Here is a 13,595-nt window from a genome sequence, read left to right as displayed (position 1 = left end):
CATGCGAATTTGACCTGTCCACTTCCACCTCCAACACGGTGACCGCCCGATCACATGAACTTTCGCCTCATGCTGAGACCTCAACACACGATTGGGAAGTGACATAGTCCCAGGGGCAAGCAGCGAATTGCTTCGGCCTATAAAAGGGATGCTCGACCAAGCGCCGCGCTCCTGGGCGAGAGCAGCGACCGTTTCGGACTTTCCTTGGCGAGGCCAAGGTTCTCGGGGGTTCGATTCGGGAGAGGGATACCGTCAATACAGTGCTGCCACCGAATTCCTTTGCTAACTCGACGTTATAGGCCGTTTGCACACTTACATCGGGTCCCCGCAACCAATTCTATCATAAATCAATAACCGTCCCGGTCTAACCAGGGCGGTTTTTGCGTTTGGAAGGGCTCACAATCGTCGCGGCGCGCCAGAGTGCGCATCACCGGCGAAAAGTCTCTCGAAATGGGAGCGCGAGCAAGTGAGGGCGCCTAGTCTAGGGCGTCGGCGGTGTGCTCTTAAGCAGCTTGCGTGCCCTTTCGCGTATCTCGATCTCAGGATCATGTTCCAGCCTGCAGGCATAGGCGTGGACCTCGTCGGGTTGCATAGGCGGCGAGACGAGCAGGTTCATGCCTGTCAGGCGCCAGCGCGGATCCTGATCGGAGAGAAGCACTGAAAGCGCACGGACATGATCCGGGTCGAAAGTGATTCTGGAAACGAGCTTTGCAGCGAATGCGGGGGGCACGGCGCGGCGCAACAAAGCGTCGACTGCAAGGCTCTGAAGCGCTGGTGCCGCGCGGATCCGCGATTCTAAATGTGATTCGGCGAGCGCCCGTATGTCGGATCGCGGGTCGCTTACAAGATCGACGAGTTTTCCATGGTCGATCGCGTCCAGAAGAAGCAGAGCTTCCAGAAGATACGGTCTTGGGCTGCGGGGGACAACACCAGCCGACTTCGGGTAGGGCTCTTCATGAATTTTCCAATGCTCGAAAGATCGTTGCAGGAGCTCGTTGTCAGCGAAACGTTGGCGTTTTACCAGCTCGAGCGCGAGCTTGGCTCCCGAGTTAGCCACATGCACATCCTTCCCGACAAGCACTTCCGCGAGAGCGAGCAGGAGGCTGTCGCTTGGATCGCTATCGAGCAACGCAAGGCTGCTGAGAACATATTCGAGACCGGGCCGTGGCGGGCCACTCAAAACCGGAAGCAAGGTTTCCACGGCGAACGAGGGATAGCGACTGACAATCACATGGGCGAGGCCCGCGAGTTCCAGATCCTTAGCTCCAGCTAGGCGAGCCTGAAGATCGACGAGAGCCGGCGGATCGGCCTCAAGCGCACTCGCGGCCACCTCGACCAACCATTCAGACTTGTGCGCAAGAGCTTTGAGCAAGAGCTCGCGATCGGGCCTGGCCGCAGTAATCCTCTCCCAAGCCAAAGGGGGCAAATCGACCGACGGCAAGCCAAAGCTGAAGATACCCTTGTCTGGTTCGGTTGCGAGATGATTGGAAAGACCCAACGCATCGGCTTCGAGCATGTCGGCCGGCATGGCACCGGCGATTGCCAGCAGTCGCAGTGCCTCTTTGACCCCCGCAGCGTCATAGGCGAGTGTCCAGGCGAGAACATCACCCGCGATGACGTCGTAGAATCCGGCGAGTCGCAGCAAGCTGGCAACGTAGGGATAGGTCTCGGAGATCGACCCACCGGCTGCGGTATCTGTCTTGAGGGCATCGACGACGCCCTGAAGGGTGGCACGCGAGCCCTTGGTCCAGGGATCGGCAACCTTGCCGACCGCCCAAGCCATGCTCTCCAACCCTTTTGCCCATGGCTTCCTGACCTCGGCCAGGCCGCGGCGCTCGAGTTCTGTCTCCACCTTGCTGAGAAAGCCGACGGTTTGAAATGCCTCGCCGGCCAGGGCCGTCGCCAAAAACTCCTCAGCCTCCCCGTCGGGAACCATGCGCAGGGCAGCAAGGGCAACCTCCTGCAAGAGATCGCGATCCTTGCGGAGGATTAGCCTCAATCCTCCCAGCAGAGAGCCTCGTTGCGGAAGCACAATCTCCGCGGTAAGTGCGGCGAGTACCCGCCGAAGCGCAGTTGCGTCGAACCATTCCGGCCCTGCATTTACGGCGGCAGCCCAACCAACCAACCGAGCTACCGCGTCGTCGTCGTCAAGATACTTGCCAGCCGCCGGACCGGCCAACTTGGGACGTGTGCGAGCAAGGCTGACCAGGGCCATGCCAATCTCAAAGCCTTCATCGTTCCCGCGGATCGCGGCTTCGAATGCAGCCGAGACAAGAATTGCAGCGTAGGAGTCGGTGATCTCGGCGTCAGGGTCGGTCAGAAGGGCAACAGCGCGCTGAATCTGACCGTGTGTGCCGCTCGCTTGCCGCGCCACGAGAAGCCGGGCGATCTCATCGCCCACACTCATGCCCGCTGCAAAGCCGATTACCTCGCTCCAAGATGCGTCGTCTACTGCCTTTTCGATTTGTGACGCTCGCTCGGTCCCTTCAAGGCCGACGAGGTAGCGACCCGCGGCGTACTCGGCGAAGCTCTTGTGGATGAAAGTCATCAGAGTCGTTCCCGAATGGCGGAGCCGTTCGATCAGGCCACCTGCTTCCCAAAAGCCGATGGCCGACTCGACCTGCCTGGAGGCCGCGAGCGGCGTCACCCCGAGTTCGGGAGCAATGATGCGGCAACACTCATCGATGATCGACTGGGTGCTGGCGATCGGATCGCGGACAAGTATCCACCCCACGATCTCCATCACGCGCTGCCGGACGGTCTCGCCGACGGACTCGTCGGCATAGCGCGACTTCTTCGACAGCAAAGCAATCATGCGCTCGTACAGGGCAGCGCGGGAAACCGGCAGTGCCGCCTCGGTGGCGATGAGGGAAGCAGCCATCCCCAGCAGTTGCGGACTTGAGGCGATCGTTGCGGCGGCTTTGCTTCGTCCGAGTTCGCGCTTGGCGATTTCGCTGGCTGAGTTCCTCAGTTCATCGGTCGAGGCAGCGGCTTTCACCAGCGCGCCAAGATTGGATGCGCCCTTGTCGGCGTCCGGCGCATTTAGGTCATAGTGACGCCAACGCAGGAGCGCCTGCGTTTCATAGCCGATCGGCCTTGTGGTCACGACGATGCGGGCGTTCGGGTGGCTTTTTGCAAACGCCGCGAGCGCGTCGCCAATCGGATTGTGCTGGTCACCACAGTCATCGAGCCCATCGGCAAGAACCACGAGGTCAGTGAGTCTCGCCGCCTCAAAATCGGCAACGCTGACGGGCGCGGAATCAAGGCCCCATTTGTAGAGACCTTCCTCAAAGGACGCGCCGGCCCGCACCGACGCAGCGAGCGACTTCAGCGATACCCGAAGCACTGGAAATCCCATACTCGCGTAAGTACGCGCGAGTTGAAGGATGAGAGTCGATTTCCCGAGGCCGGGTCCTGCGATGACGACTGAGTGCCTGTGAAAGAGCCCGGTGAACTCGGCGTCGAAGGCCTCGCTACGTTGCCGCGGCGCATCTCTGCCACTGGCATGATATCTTTCGAGCGCTTCCGCGGGACCTACTGCTTTCGCCACGTCATTCTGCAGGAGAGTCTGCATTGGTAGGAGATCTGAAAGTGGCAGCTGTTTCTTCAGGCCGGGCAGAGAGAAGAATTGGCACTGCCCTGTGACCCACCTGCAAAGCGTCTGCAACATTCCTGCGGTAGATTGTTCGAGTCGCAGAGCGATGGAACTGCTGCTAAGGAGCCGCTGGAGGTGGCCGACCTCCCAACGCCCTTTGTGCTCGATTAGGTTCATCGCGCCGCGATAGAGAGCATTCCAGGCGCTGACCGCATCCGCGGGTATTACGCACAGTGAACGAAGGCGATCTTGAGCTGAATCGACGCTGAGCCGATCAGAATCGAGAGCATGTACGACCTGGATGCGCAGGTGTGCGCAGGACGTAGCCACAGGCAGCTTCGCCGCCATAAGGCGACGGACGAAATCTTCCCCGATGTCCGACAGGCCGTCCGTTCGCCCCCCGCCCAGTTTCAGGATGTCCTTGGCAAGATCGTTTTGAATCGTTCCGCTCGCATCCGGTGCCACGACGAGAACACCGAAGGCGATCGTCTTGCCGTGAATGCCGTTCGCCAACGCGAGCAGTGTATCCCAGAGCGCGCCACCTCGTGACAGCCCTTTCTTGGCCTGTACCTCGATCGGAAGGCCGTTCTTGAGTTCGATCCTGACATCGTCGCCGGGACCATGGGTCTCCGCCCAGACCGCCACCGGAGTGTCATCAGCGATACCTGCCAGCCATCCGATGGGAGTGGCAAATAGCAGATGCACGGCGGCGATGCTTGTCACCGCCGCCTGAAAGTTCATTCCAGAACCTGGCGCCGCGCCAGCTGCCGGCGGCTTATTGGGTTGCTTAACCGGACCAGGCTTTGCGGCCGGGCCTTTTGTTCCGTGGCTAATGGTCATGGTTTCCTGTCCCAACGAAAACACAAAGCCTGAGCGGGCGCATGCCAGTGCGTTACGCAGTTTTCTTATTCTTACGCGATTGTGTGTATCGCGTCGTCTTCACGGGGATGAAACGAATGATGATGTTTTGGAATTTGCAGACCTTGCGCAGGTGGTCGTGCATAAGCTTGAGCTCGTATTGAGCTATGAGGGGGATGCCGCCCTTTGCCGGTGCTGCCTTGCTCTTGTCGTAGAGTAGCCAAAGGCAGAGAACGTAGTCTGCGCCGTGGTTGTTCTCAATTTCAGGCTTTATGTAATCAAGATACGCTGCCCGTTGCGGGCTTGGGCCTTGCTCGATGAATTCTCTAATTTCACCGAGAAACGTCTCATCGTTGAGGAACGCTTCGCAGTAGAATTTTGCCTGAGAGAACAGGTAGTTGATAGATGACGCGTCCTTGTACTGTTTGGCATTTATTATCCGCACCACGCCGTTGTCTTGTAGGTCGAGAACATCGCAAAACTCCTTGTCCTTGCGGCCTACACCAATCTGGAGCTTGGCGCGGTCGAATAGGACGCAGGTCGGACGCAGTTCGACGATCTGCGCATTGAAGATCGCTTCACTATTCGTCTTTGTGGCATCATCACTAATGTCGATATTGAGATACCAGTCTTCCGGCGCTTCCTCCTGCACACGATTGGCGATAAACTCGATAATGGAATTATAGAAGTCGGGATCGACCTGAACCCAGCGCCCATCGTTCAGAATGAAATAGCGGCCATCGAGCTCGTGCTCGTAGACCAGACAATCGTATATCGACCAGTGCCGATAACCCAGGACACGGTCCTCAGCCGCCGAATAGGCATAGATGCGTTTGTTCTGGAGGTGTTCAACGGTGATAGCCTCCGGCGTCTTGAACACCTTCTCTATTTGCTTGGGCTCAAGGAACGAATAGATCGTGTTTTCTAGCTTGGCCTTGTTAGAATAGGAGAAGCTGTAATCCTCCTCCGAAAGAAACTCAGGAATGCACAGCTCGACCTTCCCGTAATCCTTCGCTCTTAATGCCGCGACCAAGACCGCGTCGAGTATGGCTGAATCCTCATCCGATGCAGGCTGAAAATTGCGGTAGTTGGGGAATAGGGCGATGTAGTCCCGCGCGCCGAAGCGCTCAAAGAATTCTTGGCACTGGGCAATGATTTTCCCCCAGCTGAGCTTGTCTTCGCCGATCACCTTCACTGTCAGGCTGTCACGACCTTGCAAGGTGGTGTTTCGGCTGCCCTTGATGTGCGCCGATATGTACCGCAGGTCCTCCGCCTCGCTCAAGCCAAACACGAAGCTGTCGGACGGCTTAGCGGCCTGGCGGTCGATATGGGTCGGCGTGATGGTATTGCTCTGACTGCGCGTTTGGCGAATTTCCTGATTGCCGCACATGTTCATCGCGGTCTTGATGCCGAAATCTGGTTCGAGCATCTTTCTGTTCAGGCAGCCGGTCGCGCTTCGGCCGAATACCGCAGCGAATACCCGCTCATCGATCGAGATCAGGAGTAAACCATTGGGGCTCAAGCTGGTCGTGCCGAAGGTAATCGGCGCATCGCCTAATTGCTCATTGATGAAATCGAGCCACGGTGGATTCTTCCGAACAGACATCGCTTCGAAATAGATGAAGCGGCAGGCTGCATCCTCCACGCCGAAGTCGAACGACTGGACCGCCTTCTCGCCCGCCAAGTCGGCCTCTTCATCGATGATCGAGCCCATGGTAACGCCCTCTTTCGCCAGAAAGAAGGTTATCTGCGCTAGCTCTACCCCGGTCCCCTCCATCGCCGTTCCCCTAAAAGATAAGTTATTCTCAGGTGCCAATCCCAAAACCACTATATTCTGGTAATTAGTGTTTTCAAAGTGTAGCTGTTTGCAGCACCAAGCAGGGATTCTAGGGTGGTCTATGGAAAGCCATAATTTCGAGCGCCTCAAGGCGCATATTTTACCGCTGTCGGTCTCGCAGATATTTGACGTAGCCCGGACGGAGTGGTTCCTAGAGGCGATCGAAATTAGTGATGAATTTGACAACTGTCCCTGCGGGCAGGAGATCAAGGAGCATTGCTACATCCGCAATCGGCTGAACGGGTATGCGACTTACGTTGGTAACGTCTGTATCAACCGTTTCATCCAGATCGATACCGGTAACCTGTTCGAAGGCCTAAGACGCATCGCTGCCGACATCAGCGCTAACGCCAACCACGATCTTATCGAACACGCGTGGCGCAACGGCTACCTGTTCGGCGAGAAGGAATACACTTTCCTTAAGCAGACGGTGCTAAAGCGGAAGCTCTCCCAGCCGCAGATGGCATGGAAAGAGAAAATCAATCGACGGATTTTGGCCAAGACCAAGGTCAGGCAGAGAACGCAACGTTGAGCAAGGGGCGATGCCAGCACCCCCGCCGCCGATCATGGCTGCGCTTGCAGGACGACCTCGATCGCCAACAGGTCGCTCTTCGTCTTTTCTACAATCTCCTTCGTGCAGGCGATGCAGAAAATCGGCCGGGCGGTGAAGCCGCTCTTCTGCTTCGGGATCTCGAAACAGACAGCCGCGGTCGGAATTCGCTCGTTGCAGCGGTCGCATTTCGTGGCCTTGCCGCAGATGTGCAAGACTGGTGATCCCGTTGACATTGAAAGAAGCGAAGGTGTCTTACCCTTTGGCTTTGGCACCTAGGATCCCCTTATATCTTTTGGTCAGCAGGTTGAGGATTTCTTCAAGACTTTTGATCGCGCCTTCGAACTCCTCAGTTGACCAGTCCTTGCGCTCTTTGGGGATATTTCTCTTCAACTCTTTATTGATTAGCGTTACGCAGGCTACGAAATTGTTTGTTGCCGGAACGCCGCTGTTGACGATCTCGCGGCCGGCGCGGTTAATGCCCAGCCTATTTGCGAGCAGGTTCGCGGCGCGGTTGACCTCGTCATTGAGGCCCTTCCGGCGCATCTCCCATTCCCGGATGGGTAGTTTCTGATACGGCTGCGCTGCCCTTGATGTTTTCTGCTCGGTCGAGCGCGCCAGCACAATTGCGTCGGCCTGGTCCGGATCCAACCCCAACCTCTCGAGGTTTTCACGTAGTTCCTTTATGATGTCCTCCTGCTCGGCGGAGGTGAACTGTTCTTCGATCAATGAGTCGACGATTTCGTAGTTTACCACGACTCCTTCGGACAATTTCATCCTAGCTTCACCCGACTTCACTTCCGCAGGCGGCTCAGGCACCTTGCCTCCGATGACATCTTCCCAGAACTTCTGATCATCGCTTTCGAACAGCTTGAATTCACGCAGCCGTTCATCAAGGTTCATGCCGGCGTGGGTGACGACGTGGCCGTAATTGTCGGGGTGTCCCGGGCTGTTCTGCACGGTCACCCGCAGAATCCGGCCGACAAATTGGATGTATGGCGCCAACGTGCGGAAAGGGCGAAAAATCGCTGCCACGCTCAGTTTGGGATGGTCGAAACCTTCGCCAAGCATCTGCACCTGGACAATGCAGTCGAGTTCCCCGCTCGTCAGCCGTCGTTTGACCTCAACCTTCTTGTCCTCGTTCATCTCACTGTAGATGAGGTCCGCCTTGAAGCCGCGCGCCTCATACATCGCAGTGATCTTGCGTGCGTGATTTACGCTGCAGGCGACGGCGATCAGTTGATGCGCCGTGCCTGTCTCTCTCAGCATTTCAAGCTTTTCGAGGCTGTTGTCGACGATGGTCTGGTTGCAAGGGTCGGAAAGCGCGATCCCACGGCTGAACCAATCCTTGTCCTTCATCGCGAGCACATCGTCCAACGTGTAGACCTTGGTCTCCCCCTTTGCAGTGAACTCCAGTTCGGTCGGCGCGGCGTAGCTTGCCGTGATCCGCTTGATGTAGCCTTTGAACGTGGCCTTCTTGAATGGGTATCGATAAACGAGGTCCCCATCGATTTCTTGGCCATCGCCACGGAAGGGCGTCGCGGTCATGTTGATCACGCGCGCCTCGCCGAAGTGCTCCAGGACCTTTTTCCAGCTTTCGGCGGGCGAGTGGTGAGCCTCATCGACGATGATGAGGTCGATGAAATCCTTGGGGAACTTGTAGAGCCACTTTTCAGTGTTGGTGGCGAGTTGCTGGACGTTCGATACGATGAAGTGGGATTTCTCGCAAACCGAGATGTTCCCCGTGTCCAGGGTCGTGGCGAACGGGCCGCCGATCATGGCTTCATCCGCAAGGATGCTCCGTTTCCGCCAGAAGCACTTCTGCCGGTTGGTGACGTCCAAAGCCTCGAAGAGGCCTTCCTTGATAGTCAGATTCGGCGCGACGACCAGCACACGCCCTTTCGCGATGCCGAACGGCGCGATCGCTGCAATGCCCGATTTTCCGCAGCCTACGGGAATCTGGATTATCGCCGTTTTCCCTCCCGCCTTAAAGTATTCGTATATGGCTTGGTAGGCCTCGACTTGAGGCTCCCGCAGCTGAAGATTCTCGTCGATATGAGCAGGCGTCCTTAGGAAATACTGCTCCAGCGGGATGTTGGAGCGGACCCAGGCGTCCAGATCGGTTTTGCTGAATAGCCATTTGCTGCCCACCTTGTTTGACGGCAGAGTTCCTTCTCGCGCTAGGTCATACAGGGCGGTCTTTCCGAGCTGCAGGTAACGCGATGCGTCCTCAATCGTCATCCATTCGTCGGCCATTATGAGACTCCTATTTATCAAAATGTATCAGATGCTGTCGTCTGATACAATGCATCGATTCTCTTTAGACACGGTGGCGCCGCGATCGGTTGCAGCTCTGATGTCCCATGCCGTTATTGCGTCCCTGCCAGTCGCCGGGGCCGACCGCACTGTGCTTATGGATGTCGCCAACTCAGCGTTCGAGGCTGTCCTTGAGCGGATCGAACCGAACAATGAGGCGCTAACCAGAAGCCTTTGGGATGCTGGTGACTACGTCGACAATCAATTGTTCACTGATCTGATCACCCCTGACAATTTGCCAATGCCACGCGACGAGGTTGCGTATTATATCGACGTATTCCTCGTGCATCATGTCATTGGATTGGCCACCGAAGCGGATAGAGAGGCCGCCGAATCCAGGCCTTGAGACTCGCCGCCCGCAGCAAGTTCTGATTTCCGCGGCGTTCTAGCGGGCAGCGCGATCAGTATCGTGACCTTTGCCGCCACCTCTTCGAGGGTGGCCGTAAGGCGGTTTATCTGCGAGGTGGTTGCCGCCAGTTCAGGCCCGTAACGGGTGACGAGATATTCCCGGTTCTGGCTTAAAGACTGAAGATGCGTGGCGGTTTTCGTGCGAAGCTGCAGCCCGGCTTTTAGCGCGTGTTCTGTTCGCGCCGACAGGTCGTGCTGCATTTTGCGGATCTCATTGGGATTGTGCCCACAGTGGAGCAAAAGCGCGGTCAGATAGAGTTCGATCGCGTGAATTGCCGACAATCTGAACGGCGCGCGTGTCAACGGTTTGCCGGGTCGGCCTTGTTGAAGGAGCAGGTTTGCCGCCTTGCGGTATTCTTCCGCCAGCTCGTGAAGCTGCTGCGGGGATGCAAGCTCACCGGGATATTTGCGTTCTTCGATCGTCATTTGCGCGACCCAAAAATGCCAATGTGCAAAGTTCGTATAGTTACATCAATGGTGTCGCTCGTCTCTTCACTTCGCTATTCAATATCACTCCACCGATTTTCACCTACAGGCGGGCTGTCGGTCAGAAAGGCGTCGGGCGACTTACTATAGCGACGGCTCGTTGAGATGCGTTAAAATTTGACCGGACCGCACCGGATCGATCCTGTCTGCCTCTGCGAGCGCCCAACGTTGCCATGCGTCCAGTGCCGAGGCATCGATATCAGCCGAACCATCATCGATCGCGCGACGGACGCGCTCGACAAGCGCGCGAATGTCTTCAGCCTGACGCAGCAGCTCCCCGCTGGTCCGCAGGTTTTGCAGGCGCTCGTGGTTGAGTTGAACTAGCCATTCCTGGCGCTGCTTTTCCTTTTCAATCCGCTCGCGCTCTGCACGCTCCTCGGCTTCCCGCAGACTCAGGCGAAACTTTTTCTCGCCCGCCACGATGATCGCAGCCGCAATCTCGGACGTTGGCGGCATCCGAAGGTTCCTGTTTCAAGGTCTTGTCCCGAGGCGCCAGTCAGCACTGGAGCGGTGATGAACAGCAGGGGCGCAGGCTGAAGAAACGCTACGAGCGCGAAGCCACTTTGATGCCTGCCCTCTCCCCAACCGACCGACCGGGACTGCGCGCCTTCAGTCTTGACGAGGCGATTGCCTCCTTCACCAGAACTGACCACCTACCGCTCTGGCTTCGTCAGGCGAGAACGTCGGTGAGAGCCTTCAACACGGTCCTACCGACCACCTCTGCCCCTGGGCCGCCGCCCAGCAGCATGCCGAGACGATCAAGATCTAGTGAACCGATCGCGAGTTCGTCATCAAGTGTCTGTGCGATGGCTTGTCGCGCCGCCGCCTGGAGATTGTCGCTCGCAATTTCGAAAGCTACAGACGGCTGCTTGTTTTCGGGAAACATTGCGTCCAGGTATGTGACTATTGTCCGGGCTGCCGGGCTTGTTACATCCTCCTGTCGGCGGTACTCGTCGGCGACGTAGCGAATTAGGTTCAGGACTCGCTGCGCGTTCGCGTCGACGATGCGGTTAACCACTGAGCGACGCTCGCGACTATCCAATGGCTTGGCCTCAAGCAACTGAGCAAGGAGAGGCCCCATATCCTCCTGTAGGCGGTAATCTGTCACCCGCCGCATAAAGGCTTCGAAGGCCCGCTGGGCCGAACCACTAGTTGTCGCGTTGCGCAGCGTCGCAGTCTGGGATGCAGGACGTTCAAGGTTGATATCGGAGCCTTCGGACCGATGTTCGCGAACGTCGTCCGGAGGATGCGGCGCGAGCGGGTCGATGTAAGTCGTAATGGTTTCCGCCTTCGTTTGGGTTACCGTACCAAAGCGGACACCGAACGCCACGCTCGAGAAGAAGGTCACACGGCCGAGGGCCTCCCCCGACATGGGAATGGCAATCTCAATCTTGTGGCCAAAAGGGTACGGGTCGTTCGCAGACGCCGACGGAGGATCGAGCCACCAAACAAAATCGTTGGAATGCCCCTCCACCAGGACGAACTGCCTGAAAGGCTCAAGGGCTGTTGATCTTGCCAAGTCAGGAAACCGGTGCGCAAGAAAGGTGAGCGCAACGTATCCGACGGCGCGCAGGCCCTCTGCTCCACCAAGTTTAATCTCGGCCCGAAATTGACCGTGATTAAGGCTCGTTCCTTCGGCCCGCGAAATCGGTTCGACCTTGTTTCCAGCTTCCGCCTGCGCCTTCATCCAACGATCTGCTTCCTCGAGCGTCCCGAACTCCATCGTGACTGAGGTGCTGCCATCGGCCAACGGCTCCTCGGAAACAAGGCGCGCGTCTTTGACCCGAAATCCATCGATGGACAGAACGTACTCGCGACCATCGGAATCGGTCACAACGGACGCATGCGGAGTCGTCTTGTTGTGATCGGGTCGGACACCGATTTGCGCGTTGAGAACGCGCAGTTGCTCGGAGAGCACGCCAGCCAACGAAGACAAGGCATTGTTGTGTTTGTCACACAGGATGCCCTTGTTGACCCGACGCCCGCCGAGGGTTGCCGGAAAGACGTGCTCTCCAGACCCCGCTCGTTCACAACCGAAGATACAACGCCGTGCCATCGCTAAAGAATAGGACTCTGACACCTTAGCAGCAAACGTCATCTTGAGAGAATCCCGAGCGGTCGATTTATCGGGTGACCGGCTCCGAAGCGCGGGCGTTTGGACAAAGATAGGATTGATCGGTGTCGCCTGACGTTGCCCCCAAGTTTTATCCAATTCTGAGTTCGCTCCGGCGATGAATGTTGCCCTGTTGGGCGGTTTGAGCGACGGGCACCGGCGCGGAGCTGATCATCGTGCGCAGCGTTGTGTCCCGTCGCGGGGTGAAGGTGTGGGCGACTTCGAAGGGGGTCTGCCATCCGAGCCGCGAATGTGGGCGATTGAAGTTGTAGTCTGCCCGCCAACTGGCCAAGACCGCGCGAGCCTGTGCCAATGAGGTGAACAGCATCTCGTTCAGCAGTTCGTCACGGAGGCGACCGTTGAAGCTCTCGATGAAGCCGTTCTGCATTGGCTTGCCCGGCGCGATATAATGCCAGTCCACGCGGCTTGCATCGGCCCAGGCAAGGATCGCATTGCTGGTCAGTTCGCTGCCATTGTCACTGACCACCATCTTCGGCTTGCCACGTTCGATCATGAGCCGATCGAGTTCGCGGGCAACCTCACGCCGGACAGAGACGTATCCGCGACCAACCCCAGGCACTCGCGCGTGCAGTCGTCGACGACGGTCAATATCCGGAAGCGACCGCCATCGGTCAGCTGATCCGACACGAAGTCCAGTGACCAACGGTCGTTGGGTGCAACGGGGACCATCATCGGTGCCCGCGTTCCAATGGCTCGCTTGCGACCGCCACGGCGCCGAACGGCAAGCTTCTCCTCGCGATAGAGCCGGAACAGACGCTTGTGATTGACCACATAACCTTCCCGCCGCAGCAGCACATGCAGGCGGCGATAGCCGAAGCGCCGGCGCTCATGCGCGATCGCCTTCATCCGCTCCCGCAGGTCACCATCGTCGCCACGGCTCGCCTTGTGGCGAACCGTCATCCGGCAGCAGCCGATGGTCTTGCACGCCCGCCGCTCGCTCATCTCGAATGCCGTTCGAAGATGCGCGACGGCCTCTCGCTCGGCAGCGGGCGTCACCATTTTTTTCCGAGAAGATCTTTCAAAGCGGCATTGTCGAGCATGGCGTCCGCCAGGAGTCGCTTCAGACGAGCGTTCTCATCCTCCAGCGTCTTCAGCCGCTTCGCTTCCGACACGTCCATGCCTCCATACTTCGCCTTCCATTTGTAGATGCTGGCGTCGCTGACCCCGTGCTTGCGGCACAGATCGGCCACCGAAACTCCGGCCTCGTGCTCCTTCAAAATCCCGATGATCTGCTCTTCACTGAAACGGCTACGCTTCATTCTCTGGTCCTCGCGTTGGGCCAGAGCGAACTTTCAAACCGGATTAAGCCAAAGGGGCAACGTCAGTGTTGCAATAGTTCTCGCAGAACTGTCGCGGCGCCGACGGAATGTGGAATAGGCCCAGCCGCTCGCTCGCATTCGTGGGTTTCGTC

The 13,595-nt window shown here is 57.8% G+C and carries 8 protein-coding genes and 1 pseudogene; 1 reads left to right on the top strand and 8 read right to left on the bottom strand.

Annotated features, from left to right (window positions below):
- Positions 1-481: 481 nt before the first annotated feature.
- Both NLY33_RS00605 and NLY33_RS00600 read right to left on the bottom strand, forming a co-directional pair.
- Positions 482-4,435 carry an NACHT domain-containing protein gene (locus tag NLY33_RS00605; protein WP_156932573.1) on the bottom strand — a complete coding sequence of 1,318 codons (3,954 nt, stop codon included), beginning with the start codon at positions 4,433-4,435 and terminating at the stop codon, positions 482-484.
- Between the two features lie 52 nt (positions 4,436-4,487).
- Positions 4,488-6,230, bottom strand: a complete 1,743-nt coding sequence (locus tag NLY33_RS00600) for a DUF6119 family protein (RefSeq protein ID WP_023707950.1) — start codon at positions 6,228-6,230, stop codon at positions 4,488-4,490.
- 121 nt (positions 6,231-6,351) lie between these two features.
- On the opposite strand from NLY33_RS00600, the gene NLY33_RS00595 reads away from it, so the two are divergent.
- Positions 6,352-6,822, top strand: a complete 471-nt coding sequence (locus NLY33_RS00595; protein ID WP_023707949.1) for a hypothetical protein — start codon at positions 6,352-6,354, stop codon at positions 6,820-6,822.
- 32 nt (positions 6,823-6,854) lie between these two features.
- Here NLY33_RS00595 and NLY33_RS00590 read toward each other — a convergent pair whose 3' ends face one another.
- The 6 genes and pseudogenes from NLY33_RS00590 to NLY33_RS00565 form a co-directional block, all read right to left on the bottom strand.
- Positions 6,855-7,115: a hypothetical protein gene (locus NLY33_RS00590; protein WP_156934012.1), complete on the bottom strand. Its 261-nt coding sequence runs from the start codon at positions 7,113-7,115 to the stop codon at positions 6,855-6,857.
- The gene (locus NLY33_RS00585) at positions 7,096-9,096 is read right to left on the bottom strand and encodes a DEAD/DEAH box helicase (RefSeq protein ID WP_023707947.1); all 2,001 of its coding nucleotides are present in this window, start codon (positions 9,094-9,096) and stop codon (positions 7,096-7,098) included. The genes NLY33_RS00590 and NLY33_RS00585 overlap by 20 nt, the downstream gene beginning before the upstream one ends.
- Positions 9,097-9,444: 348 nt before the next feature.
- Positions 9,445-9,990, bottom strand: a complete 546-nt coding sequence (locus NLY33_RS00580; RefSeq protein ID WP_023707945.1) for a hypothetical protein — start codon at positions 9,988-9,990, stop codon at positions 9,445-9,447.
- Between the two features lie 144 nt (positions 9,991-10,134).
- Complete coding sequence (locus NLY33_RS00575) at positions 10,135-10,506, bottom strand: hypothetical protein (protein WP_023707944.1); 372 nt, start codon at positions 10,504-10,506, stop codon at positions 10,135-10,137.
- Between the two features lie 214 nt (positions 10,507-10,720).
- A complete protein-coding gene (locus tag NLY33_RS00570) occupies positions 10,721-12,148 on the bottom strand; it encodes a hypothetical protein (RefSeq protein WP_156932572.1) in 1,428 nt (475 codons plus the stop codon).
- Between the two features lie 106 nt (positions 12,149-12,254).
- A pseudogene (locus NLY33_RS00565) lies at positions 12,255-13,443 on the bottom strand (IS3 family transposase).
- Positions 13,444-13,595: the final 152 nt, after the last annotated feature.

Origin of the sequence: Mesorhizobium sp. C432A (assembly GCF_030323145.1) — a bacterium.
Classification (GTDB): Bacteria; Pseudomonadota; Alphaproteobacteria; order Rhizobiales; family Rhizobiaceae; genus Mesorhizobium.
This window is presented reverse-complemented; position numbering and strand designations above follow the sequence as displayed.